Here is a 25185-nt window from a genome sequence, read left to right as displayed (position 1 = left end):
CGTGTCGGCACAACAGACGATTCATGTGGACGGAAAGTGGCGCGAAGCCGCCTCCGGCGCCACACGGGACATCCTTGACCCCGCCGACGCGACGGTTCTGGCCGTCGTGTCCGAGGGTGGGCCCGAGGACGCCGATGCCGCGATCGCCGCCGCGCGTACGGCATTCGACGAGGGGCCCTGGCCCCGTACTCCCGTCGCGGAGCGGGCCGGCCTGCTGCGGCGGACCGCCGAGTTGCTGGTCCGTAACCGCGAGAAAATAGCGCTGCTGGAGTCCAAGGACTCCGGCAAGACCCTGGAGGAAGGGCGCGTCGACGTCGACTGTGTGGCCGACGCCTTCCGCTACTTCGCCGATCTGGTGATGAACGAGAGCGGCGGCCGGGTCGTCGACGCCGGTTCGGACACCGTCCACAGCGTGGTCGTCCATGAACCCGTCGGTGTCTGCGCGATGATCACGCCCTGGAACTACCCACTCCTGCAAGCGAGTTGGAAGATCGCCCCGGCCCTCGCCGCGGGCAACACCTTTGTGATCAAGCCGAGCGAGGTCACCCCGCTCTCCACGGTCGACCTGATCGACCTGCTCGCCGAGGCGGGCCTGCCGCCCGGCGTCGCCAACCTGGTGACCGGCGCGGGCGCCCAGGTCGGCGCCCGGCTGTCCGAGCACCCGGACGTGGACCTCGTCTCGTTCACCGGTGGCCTCGTCAGCGGTACGAAGGTGATGCAGGCGGCCGCGCCCAGCGTGAAGAAGGTCGCCCTCGAACTCGGCGGCAAGAACCCGAACGTCGTCTTCGCCGACGCCTGCGTCACCGAGGAGGGCTTCGACACCGCCGTGGACCAGGCGCTCAACGCCGCCTTCATCCACAGCGGCCAGGTCTGCTCCGCCGGTTCGCGCCTGATCATCGAGGAGTCCCTCCGCGAGCGCTTCGTCGCCGAACTCGCCCGGCGCGCCTCACGGATCCGCCTCGGACGCGGTACCGAGGAGAACGTCGAGTGCGGCCCGCTCGTCTCCGCCCAGCAGCTCGCGAAGACCGAGGACTACGTCGCCTCGGCCCTCGCGGAGGGAGCCGTACTGCGCTCCGGCGGCAAGCGCCCCGAGCCGTCCGAGGTCCGCCCCGCCGACGGATACTTCTACGAGCCGACCGTCCTCGACCGGTGCCACCGCGAGATGCGTGTCGTACGCGAAGAGGTCTTCGGTCCCGTGCTGACGGTGGAGACCTTCCGTACGGAGGACGAGGCGGTCGCCCTCGCCAACGACACCGAGTACGGACTGGCCGGCGGCGTGTGGAGCACGGACGCGGGGCGCGCGCGGCGCGTGGCCGGGCGGCTGCGGCACGGCACTGTGTGGATCAACGACTTCCACCCCTACCTCCCGCAGGCGGAGTGGGGCGGCTTCGGCAAGTCCGGCATCGGCCGTGAGCTGGGCCCGGCCGGGCTCGCCGAGTACCGCGAGTCCAAGCACATCTACCAGAACCTCGAACCGCGCCCGGTGCGCTGGTTCTCGGGCTGAACCACCTCCGTGCGCGCCGACGCGTTCCCACCCGCGTCGGCGCGCACGCCCTTGAGCGCACCCCGCACCACACCTCCAGCGGCACCCTCCAGCAGAGGAGCAGAAGAACCCATGGCATCCACGGTCGAGTACGGCGATGTCGAGTACGACGATGTCGAGAGCGGCTCCGCCGAGAACGGCTCCATCGCGTACGACTACGTCGTCGTCGGGGGCGGCACCGCGGGATCGGTGATCGCCTCCCGCCTCACCGAGAACCCGGACATCAGCGTCGCCGTCATCGAGGGCGGACCCTCCGACGTCGACCGGCCGGACGTGCTGACGCTGCGACGCTGGATGGGACTGCTGGGCGGCGACCTGGACTACGACTACCCGACGACCGTGCAGCCGCGCGGCAACTCGCACATCCGGCACAGCAGGGCCCGGGTGCTCGGCGGCTGCTCCTCGCACAACACCCTCATCGCCTTCAAGCCGCTGCCGTCCGACTGGGACGAGTGGGCGGCGGCCGGGGCCGAGGGCTGGGACGCCGCCTCCATGGACCCGTACTTCGGCCGGCTGCGCAACAACGTGGTGCCGGTGGACGAGCTGGACCGCAACGCCATCGCCCGCGACTTCGTCGACGCGGCGCAGGCGGCGCTGGGCGTCCCGCGCGTCGAGGGCTTCAACAAGAAGCCCTTCCACGAGGGCACCGGCTTCTTCGACCTCGCGTACCACCCGGAGAACAACAAGCGTTCCTCGGCGTCGGTCGCCTACCTGCACCCTTTCCTGGACCGGCCGAACCTCCATCTCCTGCTGGAGACCTGGGCGTTCAGGCTGGAGCTGGACGGTACGCGCGCGACGGGTGTGCGCGTACGGACGGCGGACGGCGCGGAGCGGCTCATCACGGCGCGCACCGAAGTCCTCGTCTGCGCGGGCGCGGTGGACACTCCGAGGCTGTTGATGCACTCCGGGATCGGGCCGCGCGCCGATCTGGAGGCGCTCGGCATTCCGGTCACGCATGATCTGCCGGGTGTCGGGGAGAATCTGCTCGACCACCCGGAATCGGTCATCGTCTGGGAGACGGACGGGCCGATCCCGGAGAACTCGGCGATGGACTCCGACGCGGGTCTGTTCGTGCGACGCGATCCGGAGATCGAGGGTCCGGATCTGATGTTCCACTTCTACCAGATCCCGTTCACCGACAACCCCGAGCGGCTGGGGTACGAGCGCCCCGAGCACGGCGTCTCGATGACCCCGAACATCCCCAAGCCGCGCAGCCGCGGCCGGCTCTATCTGACGAGCGCGGACCCGCAGACGAAGCCGGCCCTGGACTTCCGCTACTTCACCGACGAGGACGACTACGACGGGCGGACACTCGTCGACGGCATCAAGATCGCGCGGCAGGTCGCCGCCTCGGAGCCGTTGGCCCACTGGTTGAAGCGCGAGGTCGCCCCGGGGCCCGAGGTCACCTCGGACGAGGAGCTGAGCGCGTACGCCCGGTCGGTCGCGCACACCGTCTACCACCCGGCGGGCACCTGCCGGATGGGCGCGGTGGACGACGAACAGGCCGTCGTCGCACCGGACTTGAAGATCCGGGGACTGGAAGGCATCCGTATCGCCGACGCGTCCGTCTTCCCGACGATGCCCGCCGTGAATCCCATGATCGGCGTCCTGATGGTCGGCGAGAAGTGCGCGGAGCTGTTGACCGGGGCGAGCGGGACACGAGGGGCGGACAGGACAACAGGGGCGGACAAGGCGACAGGGGTGGACAAGACAACAGGGGCGGCTGGAGCGGCCGGGACGAGTGGGACGGCCTAAGACGGGTGCGGCAGGCACCGAGGAGCAGGGACTGAACCGATGAGCGGTCTCAAGGGAGTGGATGACGTGGCTGGAACGCAACGGACACCAGGTACAGCGGACACGGCGGGGACGGTGGGAGCAGCGGTGGCGACCGGTACAGCGGGGCCCGGAGGACAGGACGCCCGGGACCTGACACCGCCGGGTACCGAAACAGAGGTGACCGAGCGCCCGCCGGTGTTCTCCGTACGCAACGTGTGGAAGGTCTTCGGCCCCAAGGCGGACCGTGTCCCCGGCGACCCCGAACTCGGCGCGCTCTCCCCGGCCGAGCTGCGCGAGCGCACCGGCTGCACCGCCGCCGTACGGGACGTCTCCTTCGACGTGCGCAAGGGCGAGGTCTTCGTCGTCATGGGCCTGTCGGGCTCCGGCAAGTCCACCCTCGTCCGCTGCCTGACCCGGCTCATCGAGCCGACGGCCGGCGAGATCGCCATAGACGGCGAGGACGTCGTCTCGATGGACAAGTCCCGGCTGCGTGAACTGCGGCGCCACCGCGCCGCCATGGTCTTCCAGCACTTCGGCCTGCTGCCGCACCGCACGGTCCTCGACAATGTCGCGTACGGCCTGGAGATCCAGGGCATGGGCCGCGCCGAGCGCCGCGAGAGGGCCGCCGAGGTCGTCGGCAAGGTGGGCCTCGACGGCCTGGAGAACCGCCGCCCCGGCCAGCTCTCCGGCGGCCAGCAGCAGCGGGTCGGGCTGGCCCGCGCGCTGGCCGTCGACCCCCAGGTGCTGCTGTTCGACGAGCCGTTCAGCGCGCTCGACCCGCTGATCCGCCGCGACATGCAGGAAGAGGTCATCCGGCTGCACCGCGAGGAGCACCGCACGATGGTCTTCATCACCCACGACCTGAACGAGGCGCTGCGCCTGGGCGACCGGATCGCGCTGATGCGCGACGGCCGCATCGTGCAGCTGGGCACGCCGGAGGAGATCGTCGGCAGTCCGGCCGACGAGTACGTACGGGACTTCGTCCGTGACGTACCGCGCGAGCAGGTCATCTCCGTACGCGCGGCCATGCGCCGGGTGGAGCCGGGCGACGCGGACAGCGGTCCGGCGCTCGCGCCGGGCGCGACGGTCGCCGAGGCGATCGAGGCGGTCGCACGCTCCGGCGAGCCGGCGGCGCGGGTGGTCGACCGGGGCAGGCTGGTCGGGGTCGTCGACCGCGAATGCCTGCTGGACGTGGTCGCGGGCACGACGAGCGCCGGTCCACCCGTTCCGGTCGGCGTCGCTGACGGGCCATCCGTCACGAAGGCGGAGGCCGGCGAGGCGGTTCTCTGATGGCCACCGCCACGACCACCACGGGCGCCGGACCCGGCGCGCGCGACGGCCTGTCCGCCCTGCTGCGCAACCGCGCGCTGGGCAAGCTGCTGCTCTTCGCCGTGTTCGCCGCCGTCCTCGTACCGCTCGCCCTCACCCGCTGGTCCGGCACCGCCTGGCCCGGCGCGCTGACCGTCGACCTGTCGGAGCCGCTCGGCCACGCCAGCGACTGGATCATCGACAACCGCGACAGCCACCCGCTCTTCACCTACTTCTTCGGCTACATCAGCAACGGTGTCGTGCTGTCCGTACGCGGGGTGTACCTCCTGCTGCTCGGCGCCGGCTGGGCCGGGGTCACCGCGGCGGCCGGGCTGATCGCCTGGCGGGTCGCGGGCGTACGGCTCGCTCTCACCGCCGCCGTCTCGTTCGCCGTCTGCGGCCTGCTCGGCATGTGGGTGCCGACCATGCAGACGCTCGCGCTGATGGTGGTGGCGGTCACCGTGTCCGTCGCGCTGGGAGCCGTACTCGGCCTCGCCGCCGGACTCTCGGACCGGCTCTACCGGGCGCTGCGGCCCCTCCTCGACACCATGCAGGTACTGCCCGCCTTCGCCTACCTGCTGCCCGTGGTGCTGATCTTCGGCATCGGCGTCCCCGCGGCGGTCCTGGCGACCGTCGTGTACGCGGCTCCGCCGATGGCCCGGCTCACCGCGCTCGGCCTGCGCAACGCCGACGGCGGTGTGATGGAGGCCGTCTCCTCGCTCGGCGCGACCGCCCGGCAGCGGCTGCTGAGCGCGCGGCTGCCGCTCGCCCGCAAGCAACTGCTCCTCGGCCTCAACCAGACGATCATGATGGCGCTCTCGATGGCCGTGATCGCGTCCGTGATCGGCGCCGGCGGCCTCGGTGACCGCGTGTACCAGGCGCTGGCCTCGGTCGACGTGGGCGCGGCGCTCGCCGCCGGCCTGCCGATCGTGCTGCTCGCCGTGGTCCTGGACCGGGTGACGGCCGCCGCCGGATCCGGCCTGGACGCTCCCGGCACGAGCCGGTTCCGTACGGGATGGCTCGGCTGGGCCATCGCCCTCGCCGCGGCCGTCGTCGTCGCGGTCGCCGGACGCCTCGCGGGCCGGCTCGACTGGCCCGAGAGCTGGACCGTCAACATCGCCGAGCCCGTCAACACCGCCGTCGACTGGATGACCGCCCACCTCTACTCGGGTGTCCCCGTCATCGGCGGCACCGCCGACTGGGCCGGGCACTTCACCACCTGGATACTCGATCCGATGCGCGGCGGGCTCCAGGCCCTGCCCTGGTGGTCCGTCCTGCTGATCGTCGCCGCCCTCGCGCTGCTGATCGGCACCTGGCAGACCGCCCTGACCGCCGTCCTCGCCATGTCCGCGATCGGTGTCCTCGGCGTGTGGAAGCCGTCCCTGGACACGCTGTCCCAGGTGCTGGCCGCCGTCGCGGTCACCCTGGTCATCGGCTTCGCGACCGGCATCGCCGCCGCCCGCAACGCCCGGATCGAGGCGCTGCTGCGGCCCGTACTGGACGTCTTCCAGACCCTGCCGCAGTTCGTCTACCTGATCCCCGTCGTCGCGCTCTTCGGCGTCGGCCGCGCCCCGGCGGTCGCCGCCGCCGTCGTGTACGCGCTGCCGGCCGTCGTACGCATCACCACCCAGGGACTGCGCGACGTCGACCCGTCCGCGATGGAGTCCGCGCGCTCTCTCGGCGCGACCAGCGGCCAGCAGCTGCGCCAGGTCCAACTGCCGCTCGCGGGCCCGGCGTTGCGCCTCGCGCTCAACCAGGGAGTCGTCCTGGTCCTCGCCGTCGTCATCATCGGCGGTCTGGTCGGCGGCGGAGCGCTCGGGTACGAGGTCGTCTTCGGCCTGGCCCAGGGCGACCTGGCGGCGGGCCTCGTCGCGGGTGCCGCCATCGTCTGCCTCGGCCTGATGCTCGACCGGGTCACCCAGCCCACGGAACGCCGTGGGAACAGGAAGGGGGCCTGACATGGCCCGCACGCACACGCGCGCTCGCTCCCGTACGTACGAGACCGGCTCCCGTACACGCATGTCCCGCTCCCGTACGTACAGGGCCGCGGCCCTCGCCTCGGCCTGCGCCCTGGTCGCGGTGACCGGCTGCGGCGCGGCCGACATGACCAAGCAGGCGTCCCCGTACGCCAATGCCCAGGGCTCGAAGACCGTGACGCTCTCCATCCAGTCGTGGGTGGGCGCCCAGGCCAATACGGCTGTGGTGAAGTACCTGCTGGAACACGAACTGGGCTACCGCGTCGACACCGTCCAGGTCGACGAGGTCCCCGCCTGGGACGCCCTCAGCCAGGGCCGGGTCGACGCCATCCTGGAGGACTGGGGCCACCCGGAGCAGGAGCAGCGCTACGTCACCGACAAGAAGACGATCAAGCCGGGCGGCGACCTCGGAGTCACCGGCCACATCGGCTGGTTCGTCCCGACGTACTTCGCCAAGCAGCACCCGGACGTCACCGACTGGCGCAACCTCAACAAGTACGCGGACCAGCTCCGCACCCCGGAGAGCGGCGGCAAGGGCCAGCTGATGGACGGCTCCCCGTCGTACGTCACGAACGACAAGGCGCTGGTCAGCAACCTGAATCTGGACTACCAGGTCATCTTCGCGGGCTCCGAGGCGGCGCAGATCACCCAGATGAAGCAGTTCGCCAAGGAGAAGAAGCCCTTCCTCACCTACTGGTACAAGCCGCAGTGGCTGTTCGAGAAGGTCCCGATGACGGAGGTCAAGCTCCCGCCGTACAAGGAGGGCTGCGACGCCGACGCCGAGAAGATCAAGTGCGGCTACCCGCACACCCCGCTCAAGAAGTTCCTCAACGCGGACTTCGAGAAGAGGGGCGGGGACGCGGCCACGCTCATGAAGAACTTCCAGTGGAACACCAAGGCGCAGAACGACGTGTCTCTGATGATCGCGGAGCAGAAGCTCCCGCCGGAGGAGGCGGCGGCGAAGTGGGTCAAGAAGAACAAGCCGGTGTGGGAGAAGTGGCTGCCGAAGAAGAAGTGACGCGGCTGCCGGAGAATTAGCGGACAGGTGGGCAGGCGCTCGGCTCCCCGTTCCTCGGGGGTGAATCCCGGCCGATCAGGCCGAACGGGGATGCCGAGCCTCCCATTCGCCGGCGGCTTGACGACGCCGGAGCGTTTTGTCTCAGACCCGCACCGCGCCGGTGTCCAGGCCCGAGCGGCGCAGTGCCCCGGCCATCGCGGGCGAGGCGCCGCCCCGGCGGCCTTCGGCCTGCGGCGCGGCGGTCCCTTCGAGCCCTTCGTCCCCTTCCGACCCCTCCGACTCGGCGAGTCCGGTGAGGAAGGCGTCCAGGACCTGCCGCGTCAGGGTGCCCGCTTCCGCGTGGGTGATCAGGGCCTCCGCGGTGGTGTGGTCGATCGACCAGTCCAGATGGCCGACCAGCTCTTCCACCGCTTTCTCCCGGTCGGCGAACCGGCCCATGCCGCAGTCGAGGCCGTCGTCGTCCAGGTCGTCGGGGTAGGGCGCGCGGGCCCAGGCGCCGTTCTCGTACCAGTAGACGCAGCCCAGTTCGTATCCTTCGAGCAGGTCGCGCAGGTTCTCGTACGGGAGCCAGTCCGGGCCGCCCGCGAGCATGTCGACGGGCGGCTCGTGCCACTTGACGCCGCTCGACTCGTCCTCGCCGTAGAGAACGGCCCGCCCGCCGTCGTACCGGACCAGGGTCCACCACGTACACCCGGAGTCGTCGAGACGCAGCGCCCCGCCGTCGAGCCAACAGCCCGTCGGATAGCGGCCCCTGGCCTCGTCGTCCTCGGCGGTGACGACCGCGATCGCCGACCACCGCGCCCACAGCACGTCCGGAGCCGGCAGATCCCCGGGTCGTCCTGGACGGTGAACGCTCATGCTGATCCCCCTGGTTGTGCGCGACGGGCCCGGCCGCCCGTCCCTCGTCCTTCGTCGGTCACGGTACTAGCGGAAGCCCTCGCGGACGGCGGCGGCGGCCTGGTCGACCAGGTCCGCCGCGTCCTGCTCGCGTTGGTCGAGGATCCGCTGCCCGATGACGCGCAGGACCGTGAGGAAGGCGGCGGCGAGGACCTGGGCGCGCAGTGGGCTGGCCGGTTCGGCGGGCAGACGTTGTGCGATGGCGTCGGCGAGGTCCTGTTCCACGGCGGCGTAGGTGGCGACGAGTTCGGTGATCAGCGCGGGGTGGAGGCGCAGCTCCCGGTATTGCGCCTCCTGCGCGGGGTTGTCGGCGTGTTCGGCGATGAGTTGCTCGACGGCGCGCACGAGCGCGGTCCTGAGGGTTTCCCGCTCGGGGGTGGCACGGATGAGCTCGGCCAGCCTGGACACCCGTGTCCTCTCGCGGTGCAGCAGCGCCTGTTCCTTGCTGGCGAAGTAGTTGGAGAAGGTGCGCCGGGAGACGGTGGCGGCGTCGGCGATGGCCTCGACCGTGAGGCTCTCGATGCCGTTCTGGACGGCGAGGCGCACGGCGGCCGCGTGCAGCGCCTCGCGGGTCGCCGCTTTCTTGCGTTCGCGCAGGCTCGTAGTCATCACCGTGAGAATATGCCGTACGGCAAAAAATGCCCACTGGGAAAACTTGCGCACTGGGAATGCTTCTGTGAGGCTGAAGGCCCGAGAAGCGTGAACAAGGGGAGACGATGACCAGCACATTGGATCCGACGGGTGAGCACCAGGCCGAGATCATCGAGTTCCCGATGGCCAGGGCGGCGAAGTGTCCGTTCGACCCGCCCCCGGACCTGCTGGCCAGGCAGCGGGAGGGCCGGCTGGCGAAGGTCCGTCTCTGGGACGGCAGTACGCCATGGCTGGTGACCCGGTACGAGGACCAGCGGGCGCTGCTCGGCGACCCCAGGGTCAGCGCCGACCCCACCCGGCCCGGCTATCCCAGGATCGTCCCGATCACCAACGAGAGCTCCATCAGCTTCATCATGATGGACGACCCGGAGCATGCCCGGCTGCGGCGGATGGTGACGGCACCGTTCACCATCAAGCGGATGGAGGCGATGCGGCCGGCCCTGCAGAAGATCGTGGACGACCTGATCGACACCATGCTGGCGGGCCCCAACCCGGTCGACCTGGTCGAGGCGTTCGCGCTGCCGGTGCCCTCCCTGGTGATCTGCGAGCTGCTCGGAGTGCCCTACGCCGACCACGACTTCTTCCAGGCGAACAGCAGCGTCCTCATCAAGCGCGACGTCACCCCCGAGGAGCGCGGAGCCGCCGGCGCCAGCCTGCGCGACTACCTGGACGAGCTGGTGGGCCAGAAGATGGCCGTCCCCGCCGACGACCTGCTTTCCGGGCTGGGCGAGCGGGTGAAGTCGGGCGAGCTGACCCGCCACGAGGTGGCCCAGATGGGGGTGTTGCTGCTGCTCGCCGGGCACGAGACCACCGCGAACATGATCGGGCTCGGCACCCTCGCCCTGCTCGAACACCCCGACCAGCTCGCCCGGTTGCGCGCCACGGACGACCCGAAGCTGGTCGCCTCGGCGGTGGAGGAGCTGCTGCGCTACCTCAGCATCACCCACAGCGGGCGGCGCCGGGCGGTGCTGGAGGACATCGAGATCGCCGGGGAGGTCCTCCGCGCCGGTGAGGGGTTCATCGCCCCCAACGACATCGGCAACCGGGACCCGGATGCCTTCCCCGAGCCCGGCCGCCTGGACATCACGCGCGACGCCCGCCGCCACGTGGCCTTCGGCTTCGGGGTGCACCAGTGCCTGGGCCAGCCGCTGGCCCGGCTGGAACTGCAAGTCGTCTACAGCACCCTCTACCGCCGCATCCCCACATTGCGGCTGGCCACCGACGTGGACCGGCTCTCGTTCAAACACAACGGGTCCGTGTACGGGGTCTACGAGCTGCCCGTGACCTGGTGACGCCTTGAGGCCCGGTGGCCGGGTACTACGGCCGCCGAGTCGGGGGTCAGTGCGCGTACTGGCCCGGCGTGTAGTGGCCCGGCGCCATCCGGCTGGACACCCCGAGCCGGTTCCACGCGTTGATCACCGTGATCGCGGAGATGAGGTGGGCCAGCTCCGTCTCGTCGAAGTGCTGTGTGGCCCTCGCGTACACCTCGTCCGGTACGAAACCGTCCGTCAGTACGGTGATCGCCTCACTCAGCTCGATCGCCGCGATCTCCTTCGGCGTGTAGAAGTGCCGCGACTCCTCCCAGGCGCTGAGCTGCACGATGCGCTCCACCGACTCACCGGCCGCCAGCGCGTCCTTCGTGTGCATGTCGAGGCAGAACGCGCAGTGGTTGAGCTGGGAGGCACGGATCTTGACCAGTTCGAGAACGGTCGGGTCGACGCCCTGCCGGGCCGCCGCGTCCAGCCGGACCATGGCCTTGTAGACCTCGGGTGCGAGCTTGGCGAGTTCGAGGCGCGGGGTGTGCTCGGGGGCGTATTCCTTGGTCTGGGTCTTCGTTTCTGTCGTCATGCTGATGACGTTAGGCGCTCGGTGGCGCAGCTGTATGGTCCACTTTCATGACGGAATCCTGGGCCAATCAGCATCTCTCCGGTGAGCCGATCTCCGGCGCTGATCTCCATCTGGAGCTGCACGGCCTCGCCCCGGGCCCCGGGCCGCGCGCCGGACTGCGCGCCGGGCTCATGGACGCTCTGCGCGAGGCCGTCCGGACGGGCCGTCTCGTGCCCGGCACCAGGCTGCCGTCCTCCCGCTCGCTCGCCGCCGACCTGGGCATCGCCCGTAACACGGTGGCCGACGCGTACGCCGAACTCGTCGCCGAAGGGTGGCTCACCGCCCAGCGCGGCTCGGGCACGCGGGTGGCCGCGCGGGCCGAGCCGCGCAGGCCCGCGCCCGCGCCGCCCAGGACCCGGACGACCCGCCGCCGGCCCACGTACAGCCTGCTGCCCGGCTCCCCGGACCTCGCCGGTTTTCCCCGGGCGCAGTGGCTCGCCGCCGCCCGCCGGGCGCTCATGACCGCGCCGTACGAGGCCTTCGAACTCGGCGAGGCCAGGGGCCGCGTCGAACTGCGCACCGCCCTCGCCGACTATCTGGCACGGGCGCGCGGGGTGTACGCGGACCCCGGACGGATCGTGATCTGCTCCGGCGCCGTCCACGGCCTGATGCTGCTGGGGACGGTGCTGCGGGCGCGAGGGGTGCGCGCGCTGGCTGTCGAGTCGTACGGGCTCGACATGCACCGGAACCTGCTGGTGAGGGCGGGCCTGCGGACCCCGGCGCTCCCGGTGGACGGGCACGGCGCCAGGACCGGGGAGCTGGCGGACGACCCGGAGGTGGGCGCGGTGCTGATGACGCCGGCGCACCAGTTCCCGACGGGCATGGCGCTCCACCCCGACCGGCGAGCGGCGGCCGTCGACTGGGCGCGCGCCACGGACGGGCTGATCCTGGAGGACGACTACGACGGGGAGTTCCGGTTCGACCGCCAGCCGGTCGGCGCGCTTCAGGGACTCGACCCGGAACGGGTGGTCTACCTCGGCACCGCGAGCAAGTCCCTGGCGCCGGGGCTGCGGCTCGCGTGGATGGTGCTGCCGGACGAACTGGTCGGCGAGGTGACGGCGGCGAAGGGGGCGGTGGACTGGGTGTCGAGCACGCTGGACCAGCTCACGCTCGCGGAGTTCATCGCCTCGGGCGCGTACGACCGTCATGTCCGCTCCATGCGGCTGCGCTACCGGCGCCGCCGCGACCAGCTCGTCTCGGCGCTGGCGGAGCGGGCCCCGGACGTCCGGGTGACGGGCATCGCGGCCGGTTTGCACGCGGTCGTCGAACTCCCGCCGGGCACCGAGCGCCCGGTCGTCGAGGCGGCGGCCTGGCAGGGACTGGCGGTGGAGGGAATGACCCGCTTCCGCCACCCGTCGGCCGGACCGTCACCGGCCGGATCGGGCGGTACGGCCGCACCCGGCGCCTCGGACGCGCTGGTCGTCGGCTACGCCACCCCACCGGACAGCGCGTGGGCCGGTGCGCTGGACGCGCTGTGCCGGGTGCTGCCGTAAGCCGCCGCAGGGGGGCGTGGCCGAGATCGGACGTGACAGCCCCTGCCGCCCGTTTTAGGATCATGAGTACGGCATCGCGTGTCGGTCACCGTCCGGGTGAGGCATGGAGGTGCCCGTGAGACTGCCTTACGGAGGCATTCCACCGTGTCAGTCCAGTTGAATCACACGATCGTCCACTCCAAGGACAACCGGGAATCCGCAGAGTTCCTGGGGCGCATCTTCGACCTGGAGGTCGGGGACGAGTGGGGACCGTTCATCCCCGTCGAGCTGAGCAACGGCGTCACTCTCGACTTCGCGACCATCCCGGCCGAGTCGATCGTCACCCAGCACTACGCCTTCCTGGTCACCGAGGAAGAGTTCGACGGGATCTTCCAGCGGATCCAGGACGCGAAGCTCACGTACTACGCGGATCCGCACGGCAAGCGTCCCGGCGAGATCAACCACAACGACGGCGGGCGCGGGGTGTACTTCCCCGATCCGTCCGGTCACGGGTTGGAGGCGATCACCCGCCCGTACGGCGGCGGCAGCTGAAGCTTCACCAGTTGTGAGCAGTGACGGCCCGGTGGCGGGAACCATCCCGCCCCGGGCCGTCGTGTGTACCTGGTACGCGGGAGTCACAAGTGGCCGTAGCCGGGGAGAGTCTGTGCCCCGCCTTTACACCGGGGCCGGTCGGCCAACTACTGTGTTGCGGGCATACGATAAACAGTTCGAATGGCTTGGAACGACACGGGGAAGGCGGCGCGATGAGCGCGCGACAGCGGAGGCTGAGGTCGAGCACGGTCGTGCTCGGCGGCATGGGAGTACTGGCGCTCACGATCACGTCCTGTGGTTCGGATCCCGACAAACGGTGCGCCGACCGGACGACGAAGCAGACCCTGCCCAGCTCCGACTGCAAGAGCGGCGGCAAGGGCTCGTACTACTACGGCGGTTCCAGCAACAAGGGCACGGTCGACGGCGGCAGTTTCGACAAGTCGGCGGTCGACCGGGGCGGTTTCGGCTGCTCCGGCTCGGGCTCCGGCGGAGGCTGACGGACCGGATACGGACCGATACGAGCCGACCGGTACACCGCTGATGAAACGTCACACCATCGAACCCCGCCCCGGCTGGCAGCAGACCGTCGAGGAACAGGGCGTCATCTACCCGCTCACCCGCTACCCGGACGACTCGCTGCGCCCGTACTGGGACGAGAGCGCCTACTACACCTTCACCCTGCCCGAGGTGGAGGCCCTCGAAGAGGTCGTCGAGGAGCTGCACGCCCTGTGCCTGGGGGCCGCCGCTCACATCGTGGAGCAGGACCGGTTCGCCGACCTCGGCATCACCGATCCCCGGCTGGCCGCGCTGATAGCCGAGTCCTGGCGGCGCCGGGCCGAACTGCCGTCCGTCTACGGCCGGTTCGACCTGCGCTACGACGGCACGGGACCGGCCAAGATGCTGGAGTACAACGCGGACACCCCGACCTCGCTGGTCGAGGCCGCGAGCGCGCAGTGGTTCTGGATGGAGGAACGGTTCCCCGGCGCCGACCAGTGGAACTCCCTGCACGAACGGCTCGTCGCCTCCTGGAAACGGCAGGCCCCGCTCCTCCCGCCCGGCCCCGTGCACTTCGCGCACTCCGACGGCGACGAGCTGGGCGAGGACCTGATGACGGTCGCGTATCTGCGGGAGACCGCCGAGCAGGCCGGTATCGCCACGGAGGCCCTCTCCGTCGAACAGATCGGCTGGGACCGGCTGTCCGGCCGCTTCGTCGACGACCGGCTGCGGTTCGTCCGCAGCTGCTTCAAGCTCTACCCCTGGGAGTGGCTGGCCACCGACCGGTTCGGCCCGCATGTCCTGGACACGCTCGACAACGGGGGCGGTACGGGCACCACCTGCTGGATCGAACCCGCCTGGAAGATGCTCCTCTCCAACAAGGCGCTGCTCGCGATCCTCTGGGAACTCAACCCCGGCCACCCGAATCTGCTGGCCTCCTACCTCGACGGCCCCCGCGAACTCGCCGCCTCGGCCGGCTATGTCGCCAAGCCCCTGCTCGGCCGCGAGGGCGCCGGCGTCACCGTCCACGAGCCGGGCGCGGCGCCGGTGACGCGGGACGACGACGATGCCTGCTGCTACCAGGAGCTGGCCGCGCTTCCCGACTTCGACGGCAACCGCGTGGTGCTCGGCGCGTGGGTCGTGGACGACGAGTCGGCGGGGCTCGGTATCCGGGAGTCGTCCGGGCTGATCACGGACGAGTACGCCCGCTTCCTGCCGCACGTCATCCTCTGACGTTCCCGCCCCGCCCGATCGTCGGTCGGTGCTACTCCGAGAGCACCGACCGCAGCTGGTCGAGCCCCCAGTCCAGGTCCTCCTTGCTGATCACCAGCGGTGGCGCGAGCCGGATCGTGGACCCGTGCGTGTCCTTCACCAGGACCCCCCGTTCCATCAGCCGCTCCGAGATCTCCCGGCCCGTCCCGTGCGACGGCACGATGTCCACCCCGGCCCACAGCCCCCGGCCCCGTACCGCCTCCACGGCCCCGCCGCCCACCAGCAGCCCCAGCTCCTGGTGGAGGTGGTCACCCAGCTCCGTCGCGCGCTGCTGGAACTCGCCGGTCCGCAGCATCGCGACGACCTCCAGCGCCACCGCGCAGGCCAGCGGATTGCCGCCGAACGTCGAACCGTGCTCGCCGGGCCGGTACACGCCGAGCACCTCCGCCGAGGACACCACGGCCGACACCGGCACCACCCCGCCGCCCAGCGCCTTGCCGAGGACATACATGTCGGGCACCACGCCCTCGTGCTCGCAGGCGAAGGTCCGTCCCGTACGGCCGAGGCCCGACTGGATCTCGTCCGCGATGAACAGCGCGTTCCGCTCCCGGGTCAGCTCGCGCACCCCGGCCAGATACCCGGCCGGCGGGACCAGCACCCCGGCCTCGCCCTGGATCGGCTCCAGCAGCACGGCCACGGTGTTCCCGGTCACCGCCCGGTCCAGCGCACCGAGGTCCCCGTACGGGACGATCTCGAAGCCGGGCGTGTACGGGCCGAAGTCAGCCCGCGCCTCCGCGTCCGTCGAGAAGCTGATGATCGTGGTCGTACGGCCGTGGAAGTTGTTGTCCGCGACCACGATCTTCGCCATGCCGTCCGGCACGCCCTTGACCCGGTAGCCCCACTTCCTGGCGGTCTTCACGGCGGTCTCCACCGCCTCGGCCCCGGTGTTCATCGGCAGGACCATCTCCATGCCGCACAGTTCGGCCAACTGGGCGCAGAACTCGGCGAACCGGTCGTGATGGAACGCCCGTGACGTGAGCGTCACCCGGTCCAGCTGTGCCTTCGCGGTGTCGATGAGCCGCTTGTTGCGATGACCGAAATTGAGCGCCGAGTACCCGGCGAGCATGTCGAGGTAGCGCCGCCCCTCCACATCGGTCATCCACGCCCCCTCCGCCGAGGCGACGACCACGGGCAGCGGGTGGTAGTTGTGCGCACTGTGCGCCTCCGCCGAGGCGATGGCGCTCTCCGTTGTCGACACGGGTTCTCCGATCGGTCGGGACAAGCTGCGTGAGCGAGGCGCCCCCCTCCTTCTATCGTCGTTCACCGCGCGGATCGGGAAAGCCCGGTCCCGGCGTGGCCCCCGAACATCCTGTGTTCCGTGTCTCATTGGGGCTGATCGGGTGACATCGGGGGCCGTCCGTACCACTTACTGGAGATCAGTTACCGGCCTGTCGGAGATCCGTTCCAGAGCTGTCGGTCGCACCTGAGAGAATGGGAACCATGGCCTCTGATCGACCCCGTGCGCTCTCCGGTATCCAGCCCACCGCAGGCTCCTTCCACCTCGGGAACTACCTCGGTGCGGTGCGCCAGTACGTGGCACTGCAAGACACCCACGACGCGTTCTACATGGTCGTGGACCTGCACGCGATCACCGTTCCGCAGGACCCCGCCGAGCTGCGCGCGAACACCCGCCTCGCCGCCGCCCAGCTCCTCGCCGCCGGTCTCGACCCGCAGCGCTGCACGCTCTTCGTCCAGAGCCATGTCCCCGAGCACGCCCAGCTCGCCTGGATCATGAACTGCATCACCGGCTTCGGCGAGGCCTCCCGGATGACTCAGTTCAAGGACAAGGCGGCCAAGCAGGGCACGGACCGTGCCACGGTCGGTCTCTTCACGTACCCGATCCTCCAGGTGGCGGACATCCTCCTCTACCAGGCCGACGCCGTCCCGGTCGGTGAGGACCAGCGGCAGCACGTCGAGCTGACCCGCGATCTCGCCGAGCGGTTCAACACCCGGTTCGGTCCGACGTTCACGGTCCCGGCGCCGCACATCGTCAAGGAGGTCGCCAAGATCTACGACCTCCAGGACCCGACGATCAAGATGAGCAAGTCGGCGTCCACGCCCAAGGGCCTGATCAACCTGCTGGACGAGCCGAAGACCACCGCGAAGAAGATCAAGAGCGCGGTCACCGACACCGACGCCGAGATCCGTTTCGACACCGAGGCCAAGCCGGGCGTCAGCAACCTGCTCACGGTCTACTCCACGCTCACGGGCCTCGCGGTCGCGGAGCTGGAGCAGAAGTACGAGGGCAAGGGCTATGGCGCGCTCAAGACCGACCTGGCCGACGTCATGATCGACTTCGTCACCCCGTTCAGGGCCCGCACCCAGGAATATCTGGACGACCCGGAGACGCTGGACTCGATCCTGGCCGAGGGCGCGGAGAAGGCCCGTGCGGTCGCCGCCGAGACCCTCGCGCAGACCTACGACAGGGTCGGTTTCCTGCCCGCCAAGCACTGAACCGGTCGCCGTCGGTGGCGGCGGCACAATTGGCCGTGCCACCCACGGCGGCACCGATATCAAGCCCGGCACCACGCTTCACCTGGCGGCACGACCGCCGCTCGCGAATACTCGAAGACCTGAATCACCCGAACGACTGAGGAGCATGACGTGGGGACCGTAACGCTCGGCGTTTCGATCGCGGTCCCGGAGCCGTACGGCAGCCTGATCCAGGAGCGGCGTGCGAGCTTCGGCGATCCGGCCGCGCACGGCATTCCCACGCATGTCACGCTCCTGCCGCCCACGGAGGCCGACGCGTCGGCGCTGCCGGCCATCGAGGCGCATCTCGCCGAGGTCGCCGCCGCCGGCCGCCCCTTCCCGATGCGGCTCTCCGGCACCGGTACGTTCCGCCCGCTCTCCCCGGTCGTCTTCATCCAGGTGGTCGAGGGCGCGTCGGCCTGCACCTGGCTCCAGAAGCGGGTCAGGGACTCGTCGGGGCCGCTCGTCCGCGAGCTCCAGTTCCCGTACCACCCGCATGTGACCGTGGCGCACGGCATCGCCGAGGAGGCGATGGACCGGGCGTACGAAGAGCTCTCGGAGTACGGCGCGCAGTGGAGCTGCACGTCCTTCGCGCTGTACGAGCAGGGCGCGGACGGAGTGTGGCGCAAGCTCCAGGAGTACGCGTTCGGCGGCGGAGGGGAGGTCCCGGGGGTGCCTTCGCAGAGCACCCCCGCCGACCGGCCCGCCTCGCTGAGCCCGTGAGGGCTCACGCCTTGTGAGCCCGTGAGCGCTCGGGCTCTGTCCGGCCGGTCTTCGCCGGGCCCGGAACGGCCCAGCGACATCAGCCGCCACCGCGGCGGGCGCCACCTCGCCGCGTTGCCGAAACGCCCGCAGGAAACCACCCCGCGGGCGCCCCGGCGCCTTGCGATCCACGGCGCCGGGCGCCCCGGGCCGATCCGACAAGACCGACCGGACAGGACCTAGACAGGCAGCCTGCGGAACAACGGACGCGGCAGATGCCGCAGCGCCGACATCACCACCCGCAGCGCTCCCGGCACCCACACGGTCTCGGAACGCCGTCGCAGCCCCAGCTCGATGGCCGCAGCCACGGCCTCGGGCGTGGTGGCCAGCGGCGTCTCGTCCCGCCGGGCCGCCGCCCGGGACCGGACGAAACCGGGCCGTACGACCATGACCTGCACGCCCGTGCCCTGCATGGCGTCCCCCAGGCCCTGCGCGAACGCGTCGAGGCCCGCCTTGCTCGACCCGTAGATGAAGTCCGCGCGACGGGCCCGCTCACCGGCCACCGACGACAGCACCACCAGGGAACCGTGCCCCTGCGTCTGCAACGCGCCCGCGCACACCAGCCCGGCCGAGACCGCGCCGGTGTAGTTCGTCTGCGCGACGCGGACCGCCGCGAGCGGCTCGGCCTCGTCGTGCGCCTGGTCGCCGAGGACGCCGAAGGCGAGCAGCACCATGTCGATGTCGCCCTGAGCGAAGACCTTCCCCAGCGCCTCCTCGTGCGAGGCCGGGTCCAGGGCGTCGAAGGCGACGGTACGGACGTCCGCGCCCAGGGCCGCCAGCCGGTCCGCGGCGGTGTCCAGCGCCGGGGAGGGGCGGCCCGCCAGCCAGACCGTACGGGCCCGCCGGGCGATCAGCCGGCGGGCCGTGGCCAGGCCGATCTCCGACGTACCGCCGAGGATGAGCAGGGACTGGGGGGAGCCGAAGGCGTCCTTCATGGTGGGGCGCTCCTTGGAGAGCTAGAGGCTGTAGGGCGGCTGCGGGGTGACCGTATCGCCCTGTACATCATTACTTGTCGCCTTTGCGATGGTGCTCGTATGAATGGGTGGCCGCGCCGGAACGGGCGGCCACGCTTACGGGGGACCCGGACGCTTGTTTTCCGGCCAGGGGGTAGTCCTCCTTCATGGACTGGCTGAAGAAACTCCCTGTCGTCGGCCCGTTCGTGGCCCGGCTGATGCGGACGCACGCCTGGCGCTCGTACGAGACGCTCGAACGCGTCCACTGGGCCCGGCTGGCCGCCGCCATCACCTTCATCAGCTTTCTGTCGCTCTTCCCGCTGATCACCGTGGGCGCCGCGATCGGCGCGGCGCTGCTCAGCCAGGGGCAGCTCGACCAGTTGAAGAGCGCCATCGAGAGGCAGGTCCCCGGCATCTCCGGGCAGCTCGACCTCGACAGTCTGGTGGCCAACGCCGGGACGGTCGGGGTGGTGGCCGGTGCGCTGCTGCTCTTCACCGGCATCGGCTGGATCGGTTCGATGCGGGAGTGCCTGCGGGCCGTCTGGGAGCTGGACGACGCGGCGGACGGCAACCCGATCGTGCTCAAGGTCAAGGACGCCGTGGTCCTCGGCGGGCTCGGCGCGGTCGGACTCGCCTCGCTGGGCGCCTCCGGCTTCGGCTCCACGGCCGTCGGCTGGACCGCCCACCAGCTGGGAATCCCCGAGAACGGGGCGGGCGGCGTCCTGCTCCAGGCCGCCGCACTCGTCGTGGCCGTCGTCGCCGACTTCCTGCTGCTGCTGTACGTCCTGACGCTGCTGCCCCGCGTCCAGCCGCCGCGCCACCGGCTCCTGGTGGCCGCGCTCATCGGCGCGGTGGGCTTCGAGCTGCTGAAGCTGCTGCTCGGCGGCTACATGAAGGGCGTGGCGGCCAAGAGCATGTACGGCGCGTTCGGGGTCCCGGTGGCGCTTCTGCTGTGGATCAACTTCACGGCGAGGCTGCTGCTGTTCTGCGCCGCGTGGACGGCGACGCGCGGCAAGAACGAGACGGCGGCGGACGAGCCCACCGCCACCGACGACGGCGGCACCGGGGGCGGCGGCGCGGACGAAGGCGACGGCGGCGGTGGCGCCACCCGCGCGGACATCGCCGGGTCCGACAGGGCCTAGCCGGACCTAGCCGGACTTAGCCGGACCTAGACGCGCGGACGTCGGCGGAGCGGCCAGCGCCGGTTGACCAGGTAACCGCCGCCCGCCAGTACGGCCAGCGCCCCGCCCGTGATGCCGAGGGCGACTCCGGCGCCGCCGCTGTTCGCGGCCGTGAGTGCCTCGTCGCCGGTCCCCGACGAGTCGGCTCCGACACTGGTGGGGTTCGCGGACGCGTTCGTGTCCGCCGACTTCGGCGGCACCAGCAGGCCGACCGGCTTCACCTTCCCGGCGGCCCCGAATCCCCAGTCCAGCAGCCGGGCCGACTCCTCGTAGACCGCGTGGGCCTCGGTGGACGACGGGTTCATGACGGTGACCAGCAGCACCCGGCCGTCGCGCTCGGCGACTCCGGTGAAGGTCGTGCCGGCGTGCGTGGTGGAGCCGTTCTTGACGCCCGCGATGCCCTTGTACGCGGCGACCCCGTCCGCCCCCGTCAGCAGCCGGTTGGTGTTCTGGATCCCGAAGCTCTCGCGCTTCGGGTCGCCGTTCTCGTCCTTCTCCTGCTTCTTGCCCTTCTCCGGCTCCTTCACCAGGCCCGGGAACTGGGCCGTCTGCGTCGCGCAGTACTCCCGGAAGTCCTTCTTCTGGAGACCGGAGCGGGCGAAGAGGGTCAGGTCGTACGCGCTGGAGACCTGGCCCTCCTCGTCGTAACCGTCGGGCGAGACCACATGGGTGTCCAGCGCCTGGAGTTCTTCCGCGTGGGCCTGCATGTCCCGGACGGTCTTGGGGATGCCGCCGTTCATGGCGGAGAGCACATGCACCGCGTCGTTGCCGGAGCGCAGGAAGACACCGAGCCACAGATCGTGCACGGAGTACGTGAGGTCCTCCTTCACACCGACCAGGCTGCTGCCCGAGCCCATGCCCTCCAGGTCGGCGGGCGCCACCTTGTGCCGCTTCTCCTTGGGCAGCTTGGGCAGCACGGTGTCCGCGAAGAGCATCTTGAGGGTGGACGCCGGCGGCAGCCGCCAGTGGGAGTTGTGCGAGGCCAGCACCTCGCCCGATTCGGCGTCCGCGACGATCCAGGACCGGCCGCTCAGCTTCGCGGGCAGGACGGGCGCCCCGGAACCGAGATTCACCTGGGTGCCCGCCTTGCCGAGCGTGGCACCGCCGACGGTGGACATCGAGGCGGGCGGCTGCGGCTGTTTGGCATCGGGCCCGTCGGCCTTGCCGTCCGCCCACGACGGCGCGGCGGTCAGAAGGGGCAGCAAGGCGGCAGCGGCGACCGTCACGGCGGTCTTTTTCAGAGCGGGCACGACCGAGAAGTTACATGGCAGGAGCACCGGTTCAGACATCGCCCGAGCGGACCGACGCTCCCGCGGCCGGGCGGGACCGAGCCCTTCCGGGGCCCACCTCTCACGAGGACCCCGCTGCTGCCGCCCGGAGGACGGCGGCGATACTGAATCCATGAAGCTCAGCCGCCCCGTGTCCTGGTTCCTGCTCGCGTTCGGGGTCTGGAGCTGGTTCATCTGGATCACTTTCGTAAAGAACCTGTGGCAGGACGGGAGCGGACTCGCCTTCGACGACGCCGGTGATCCCACGGGCTACTTCTGGGTGCACCTGCTGCTCGCCATCGTGTCCTTTCTTCTGGGGACGGCCGTTGGCGTGGTCGGGTTCCGTGGCGTCCGCGCACTTCGGCGCGAACAGCGCGAGCGACTGGGATAAGGGGCCTGTTCGTGGTCATCGTGACCGTACTGATGATGATTGCGGTCGTCGCGCTGGTTGTCGCGGCGCACTGGTACGTGTGGGGGCGCCTGGTGCGCGACACGACCGAGCCGGGCGGCCTCGGCCGCAGGCTGGGTACGGTCGCGGCCGTCCTCATGCCGTTACTGGCCGTGGGAGCGGTGAGCTCCGGCCGCGCGGGGGCGCCGTTCGGGTTGCAGCAGGTGCTGGCCTGGCCGGGGTACCTGTGGCTGGCCATGCTGATGTATCTGCTGCTGGCACTGGCGGTGGGTGAGGTCGTACGGCCGCTGCTGCGGCGGCTGATGGAGCGGCGCGAGGCGTCCGCCGGCGCCGAGATACCCGCCGACGAGCGGGAAGAGCCGACAGCGGCGGCCCCTGCGGCGGCCCCGCAGGAAGCCTCTGTGCCGGCCCCGGCGCTCACCGCTGCGACCGCCACCACCGCTGCGACGGGTTCCACGGCGGCCGCCGCCCCCTCCCGTCGGCTCTTCGTCTCCCGCGTCGTGGGCGGCGCGGCCGCGACCGCCGCGCTCGCCACGGTCGGTTACGGCACGTACGGCGTCCTGCGCGGCCCCCGGATCAAGCGCGTCACGGTCCCGCTCGCCAAGCTGGCGCGCGGCGCCCACGGCTTCCGTATCGCCGTCGTGAGCGACATCCACCTCGGCCCGATCCTGGGCCGCGCGCACTCCCAGCGCATCGTCGACACCATCAACTCGACCCAGCCGGACCTGATCGCCGTCGTCGGCGACCTGGTCGACGGCAGCGTCGAGAACCTGGGCCCGGCGGCGGAACCCCTGGCCGGTCTCGAGGCCCGGCACGGCTCGTTCTTCGTCACCGGCAACCACGAGTACTTCTCGGGCGCCGACGCCTGGGTCGACCACGTCCGCGAACTGGGCATGCGCCCCCTGGAGAACGAACGCGTCGAGATCTCCGGCTTCGACCTCGCCGGGGTCAACGACATCGCGGGCGAGAGCGAGGGCGAGGGTCCCGACTTCGGCAAGGCGCTGGGCGACCGCGACCGGGCCAGGGCGTGCGTACTCCTCGCCCACCAGCCCATCGTCATCGACGACGCCGTACGCCACGGCGTCGACCTCCAGCTCTCCGGCCACACCCACGGCGGCCAGCTCTGGCCCGGCAACTTCGTGGCGGGCCTGGCCAACCCCACGGTGGCCGGTCTGGAACGCTACGGCGACACCCAGCTCTACGTCTCCCGGGGCGCGGGCGCCTGGGGCCCACCGGTCCGCGTCGGAGCCCCTTCCGACATCACCATCGTCGAACTGGCCTCGCGCCAGGCCTGATTCCGTACCGCTGGTGCGGCCGTACCCCGTGCCGCACCGGCGGCCCGCCGGTCAGGTCTTCTTGTGCGCGGTCGCCGTTTCCGCGATGCCCGGCAGGAACTCCGCGAACAGCTCGTGCACTTCGCGTACGAGCGGCCGCAGCACCCGGAAGCGGGAGAGTGCGACGCCCCGGCCGACCAGCCGGGCGCCGCGCTCGGCGAGGCGGCGGGTGCGCTCGCTGTTCTCCGAGCGGTCGAAGACCCAGTAGAGGACAAGTCCCATCTGGGACAGCCACAACAGCTCCGGCAGCATCTCGGACAGCTCGTCCACGACCTTCGTCCGGGAACCGGCCAGGACCTCCCGGTGGAGGCCGACGGCCGCCTCCCGGGCGTGCTCCGACTCGGGGGAGAAGGGGCTCAGCGGGCTCTCCGGGTCGGCGGCGTTCTTGAAGAACTGGGCGGCGAACTCGTGGTACGGCGCCGCGATGTCCAGCCAGGCCGTCAGCACGCCGGCCATGCGCGCCTCCAGTTCGGTCTCCTTGTCGAGCACGGCGCGGGCCGCCACGCGGTGTTCCGCGCCGATCCGGTCGTAGAAACCCTGCACCAAATGCGTTTTCGACGCGAAGTAGTAATACGCGTTACCGACGGAGACCCCCGCCTCCGTGGCGATGGCCCGCATCGTCGTCTTGTCGTAACCACGCTCCTGGAAGAGCCGCAACGCGGTTTCGAGAATGAGGGCGCGGGTCTGCTCGCTCTTCGGCGCCTTGGTGACCTCGGAAGCCTTGGCGACCGTGGCGACTTTGGCAGCGGGGGAGGCCTTGGGGGCCTTCGCGGTCTTCTCGTCCTTCACGATGACCGAGCCTAATGCGACGGCGGGGGCACCTCGCACGCCCCGTCACAGGGGGCGGCGGTCAACTCCCGGTACTTCGAGGCGGCGAGCACGGTGACCCGGGCGAAGGGGGCGCCGGCCGGGGTGGCCAGCCAGTAGGCCTTCGGCCGGTGTGCGGACAGTGCCCACAGGCAGACGATCCAGGCGGCTGTCCCCCGGTAGATCTGGCCGCTGTCGCCGATCACCGTGATCTCCTTGAGCGTGGAGCCGTGATCGAGATCCGGGTACCGCCGCCGCGCCTCCTGCGAGGCGGCGGGCACCGGGTCGATCGTGACGAGTTGCGGCTGGCGCAGCAGCCAGTCCCGCAGATGGGTGCAGAGCGGGCACCCGGCGTCGTACAGCAGGGTCAACCGCCGTACGGGCGGCTGGTGCGCGGGCCGCTGCCGGCGCCGCGCGGGACGCGTCGGCTCTCCGGGCCGGAACGTGGGCATCTGCTCCACGGGCAGTCGGTCCATGGCCCGCTCACGCTCCGGAGGCCGGGGTCGCCCACGGCCCGGGAGCCTTGTCCGCGGGCCCTGTCCACCCCTGCGGGGGCACCGGCGGGGTCTGGCCGCGCTCCATGATCCCGCGCCGCCGGATCTTGTTGAGGACGTACACATTGCCGAGGTGCATCACCCCGAGCACGAGCAGGACGACACCCACCTTCACCGAGAGCGCCTCGACGAGCCGGCGGGCGTCCACGACGCGGTCGGAGTTCTTCAGGTAGAGCGCCACGAACCCGAGGTTGACGAGGTAGAAACCGACCACCAGCAGGTGGTTGACGGCGTCCGCGAGCTTCTCGTTCCCCTGGAGTACGTCGGCGAGAAAGACACGTCCGTTCTTGCTCAGCGTCCGGGCCACCCACACGGTCAGCGCCACGCTGATGACCAGGTAGACGGCATACGCGACAACAGTGAGGTCCATCCCCCACCCTCCCTTTGAACGTGTTCAAAAGCTGGTGTCATGGACTGTAGACCTGTTTTTGAACATGTTCAAGCGAGGGTGGCCGGGTGCGGAGCGGCGGAGTGGCCGGGCGCGGGGGAGGGCGGGGCGCGGTGCGGGGCGCGGCGCGGGGGAGCGCGGTGCGGATCGGTGCGGAGCACGGGCGGTGGCGCGGGGTGAAAGGCGCGGACGCCGGCTCGGTGCGAAAGG

General features: G+C 70.8%; 24 protein-coding genes. 15 read left to right on the top strand and 9 right to left on the bottom strand.

What is annotated here, in order from left to right; translation table 11 throughout:
* Position 1: 1 nt before the first annotated feature.
* The 5 genes from ACIOJD_RS04910 to ACIOJD_RS04890 all read left to right on the top strand — a co-directional run bounded on the left by ACIOJD_RS04910 (position 2) and on the right by ACIOJD_RS04890 (position 7621).
* Positions 2–1504: an aldehyde dehydrogenase family protein gene (locus tag ACIOJD_RS04910; protein WP_401908323.1), complete on the top strand. Its 1503-nt coding sequence runs from the start codon at positions 2–4 to the stop codon at positions 1502–1504.
* 111 nt (positions 1505–1615) lie between these two features.
* The gene (locus ACIOJD_RS04905) at positions 1616–3298 is read left to right on the top strand and encodes a GMC family oxidoreductase (RefSeq protein ID WP_401908321.1); all 1683 of its coding nucleotides are present in this window, start codon (positions 1616–1618) and stop codon (positions 3296–3298) included.
* A 126-nt stretch (positions 3299–3424) separates the two neighbouring features.
* On the top strand, positions 3425–4609 hold the full coding sequence (locus ACIOJD_RS04900; protein ID WP_401908319.1) for a glycine betaine/L-proline ABC transporter ATP-binding protein: 1185 nt from the start codon (positions 3425–3427) through the stop codon (positions 4607–4609).
* The gene (locus ACIOJD_RS04895; RefSeq protein ID WP_401908317.1) at positions 4609–6585 is read left to right on the top strand and encodes an ABC transporter permease subunit; all 1977 of its coding nucleotides are present in this window, start codon (positions 4609–4611) and stop codon (positions 6583–6585) included. The genes ACIOJD_RS04900 and ACIOJD_RS04895 overlap by 1 nt, the downstream gene beginning before the upstream one ends.
* A 61-nt stretch (positions 6586–6646) precedes the next feature.
* Positions 6647–7621 carry an ABC transporter substrate-binding protein gene (locus ACIOJD_RS04890; RefSeq protein ID WP_401909001.1) on the top strand — a complete coding sequence of 325 codons (975 nt, stop codon included), beginning with the start codon at positions 6647–6649 and terminating at the stop codon, positions 7619–7621.
* A 141-nt stretch (positions 7622–7762) separates the two neighbouring features.
* Here the strand turns inward: ACIOJD_RS04890 and ACIOJD_RS04885 are convergent, their stop codons facing one another.
* Positions 7763–8479, bottom strand: a complete 717-nt coding sequence (locus ACIOJD_RS04885) for a hypothetical protein (RefSeq protein ID WP_401908316.1) — start codon at positions 8477–8479, stop codon at positions 7763–7765.
* 66 nt (positions 8480–8545) lie between these two features.
* Positions 8546–9127: a TetR/AcrR family transcriptional regulator gene (locus ACIOJD_RS04880; protein ID WP_401908314.1), complete on the bottom strand. Its 582-nt coding sequence runs from the start codon at positions 9125–9127 to the stop codon at positions 8546–8548.
* A gap of 107 nt (positions 9128–9234) precedes the next feature.
* On the opposite strand from ACIOJD_RS04880, the gene ACIOJD_RS04875 reads away from it, so the two are divergent.
* Complete coding sequence (locus tag ACIOJD_RS04875; protein WP_401908313.1) at positions 9235–10461, top strand: cytochrome P450; 1227 nt, start codon at positions 9235–9237, stop codon at positions 10459–10461.
* 46 nt (positions 10462–10507) lie between these two features.
* Here the strand turns inward: ACIOJD_RS04875 and ACIOJD_RS04870 are convergent, their stop codons facing one another.
* Positions 10508–11017, bottom strand: a complete 510-nt coding sequence (locus ACIOJD_RS04870; RefSeq protein ID WP_401908311.1) for a carboxymuconolactone decarboxylase family protein — start codon at positions 11015–11017, stop codon at positions 10508–10510.
* A gap of 47 nt (positions 11018–11064) precedes the next feature.
* On the opposite strand from ACIOJD_RS04870, the gene ACIOJD_RS04865 reads away from it, so the two are divergent.
* The 4 genes from ACIOJD_RS04865 (at position 11065) to ACIOJD_RS04850 (ending at position 14808) form a co-directional block, all read left to right on the top strand.
* Positions 11065–12549 (top strand): PLP-dependent aminotransferase family protein, encoded by a 1485-nt coding sequence (locus ACIOJD_RS04865; RefSeq protein ID WP_401908309.1) that lies wholly within the window; start codon positions 11065–11067, stop codon positions 12547–12549.
* Between the two features lie 144 nt (positions 12550–12693).
* Entirely contained in the window at positions 12694–13080 is a 387-nt protein-coding gene (locus tag ACIOJD_RS04860; RefSeq protein WP_401908307.1) for a VOC family protein, read from the top strand.
* 212 nt (positions 13081–13292) lie between these two features.
* Positions 13293–13577 (top strand): hypothetical protein, encoded by a 285-nt coding sequence (locus ACIOJD_RS04855; RefSeq protein WP_401908306.1) that lies wholly within the window; start codon positions 13293–13295, stop codon positions 13575–13577.
* Between the two features lie 43 nt (positions 13578–13620).
* Positions 13621–14808 (top strand): glutathionylspermidine synthase family protein, encoded by a 1188-nt coding sequence (locus ACIOJD_RS04850; RefSeq protein WP_401908304.1) that lies wholly within the window; start codon positions 13621–13623, stop codon positions 14806–14808.
* Positions 14809–14839: 31 nt separating this feature from the next.
* Here ACIOJD_RS04850 and rocD read toward each other — a convergent pair whose 3' ends face one another.
* The gene (gene rocD, locus ACIOJD_RS04845; RefSeq protein ID WP_401908303.1) at positions 14840–16045 is read right to left on the bottom strand and encodes an ornithine--oxo-acid transaminase; all 1206 of its coding nucleotides are present in this window, start codon (positions 16043–16045) and stop codon (positions 14840–14842) included.
* Positions 16046–16287: 242 nt separating this feature from the next.
* Here rocD and trpS point away from each other — a divergent pair, with 242 nt between their 5' ends.
* Together trpS and ACIOJD_RS04835 are read left to right on the top strand one after the other, a co-directional pair.
* Positions 16288–17301, top strand: a complete 1014-nt coding sequence (gene trpS / locus ACIOJD_RS04840; RefSeq protein WP_401908302.1) for a tryptophan--tRNA ligase — start codon at positions 16288–16290, stop codon at positions 17299–17301.
* A gap of 150 nt (positions 17302–17451) precedes the next feature.
* A complete protein-coding gene (locus ACIOJD_RS04835; RefSeq protein WP_401908300.1) occupies positions 17452–18042 on the top strand; it encodes a 2'-5' RNA ligase family protein in 591 nt (196 codons plus the stop codon).
* Positions 18043–18260: 218 nt separating this feature from the next.
* Here ACIOJD_RS04835 and ACIOJD_RS04830 read toward each other — a convergent pair whose 3' ends face one another.
* On the bottom strand, positions 18261–19016 hold the full coding sequence (locus ACIOJD_RS04830; RefSeq protein ID WP_401908299.1) for a decaprenylphospho-beta-D-erythro-pentofuranosid-2-ulose 2-reductase: 756 nt from the start codon (positions 19014–19016) through the stop codon (positions 18261–18263).
* Positions 19017–19201: 185 nt separating this feature from the next.
* On the opposite strand from ACIOJD_RS04830, the gene ACIOJD_RS04825 reads away from it, so the two are divergent.
* Positions 19202–20176 carry a YihY/virulence factor BrkB family protein gene (locus ACIOJD_RS04825; RefSeq protein ID WP_401908298.1) on the top strand — a complete coding sequence of 325 codons (975 nt, stop codon included), beginning with the start codon at positions 19202–19204 and terminating at the stop codon, positions 20174–20176.
* Positions 20177–20202: 26 nt separating this feature from the next.
* Here the strand turns inward: ACIOJD_RS04825 and ACIOJD_RS04820 are convergent, their stop codons facing one another.
* On the bottom strand, positions 20203–21465 hold the full coding sequence (locus ACIOJD_RS04820) for a D-alanyl-D-alanine carboxypeptidase family protein (RefSeq protein WP_401908296.1): 1263 nt from the start codon (positions 21463–21465) through the stop codon (positions 20203–20205).
* A 151-nt stretch (positions 21466–21616) separates the two neighbouring features.
* On the opposite strand from ACIOJD_RS04820, the gene ACIOJD_RS04815 reads away from it, so the two are divergent.
* Positions 21617–21874 (top strand): SCO4848 family membrane protein, encoded by a 258-nt coding sequence (locus ACIOJD_RS04815; RefSeq protein ID WP_401908294.1) that lies wholly within the window; start codon positions 21617–21619, stop codon positions 21872–21874.
* A 32-nt stretch (positions 21875–21906) separates the two neighbouring features.
* Positions 21907–23187 carry a metallophosphoesterase gene (locus ACIOJD_RS04810; protein WP_401908998.1) on the top strand — a complete coding sequence of 427 codons (1281 nt, stop codon included), beginning with the start codon at positions 21907–21909 and terminating at the stop codon, positions 23185–23187.
* Between the two features lie 51 nt (positions 23188–23238).
* Here ACIOJD_RS04810 and ACIOJD_RS04805 read toward each other — a convergent pair whose 3' ends face one another.
* The 3 genes from ACIOJD_RS04805 to ACIOJD_RS04795 all read right to left on the bottom strand — a co-directional run bounded on the left by ACIOJD_RS04805 (position 23239) and on the right by ACIOJD_RS04795 (position 24957).
* The gene (locus ACIOJD_RS04805; protein ID WP_401908995.1) at positions 23239–23898 is read right to left on the bottom strand and encodes a TetR/AcrR family transcriptional regulator; all 660 of its coding nucleotides are present in this window, start codon (positions 23896–23898) and stop codon (positions 23239–23241) included.
* A 128-nt stretch (positions 23899–24026) separates the two neighbouring features.
* Entirely contained in the window at positions 24027–24509 is a 483-nt protein-coding gene (locus ACIOJD_RS04800; RefSeq protein ID WP_401908293.1) for a thiol-disulfide oxidoreductase DCC family protein, read from the bottom strand.
* A 7-nt stretch (positions 24510–24516) separates the two neighbouring features.
* On the bottom strand, positions 24517–24957 hold the full coding sequence (locus ACIOJD_RS04795) for a hypothetical protein (protein ID WP_401908291.1): 441 nt from the start codon (positions 24955–24957) through the stop codon (positions 24517–24519).
* Positions 24958–25185 lie beyond the last annotated feature (228 nt).

This window comes from Streptomyces sp. NPDC088116 (genome assembly GCF_044741745.1).
Lineage (GTDB): Bacteria > Actinomycetota > Actinomycetes > Streptomycetales > Streptomycetaceae > Streptomyces.
Note: the sequence above shows the minus strand (reverse complement) of the source record. Positions and strands in the feature narration are given on the sequence as shown.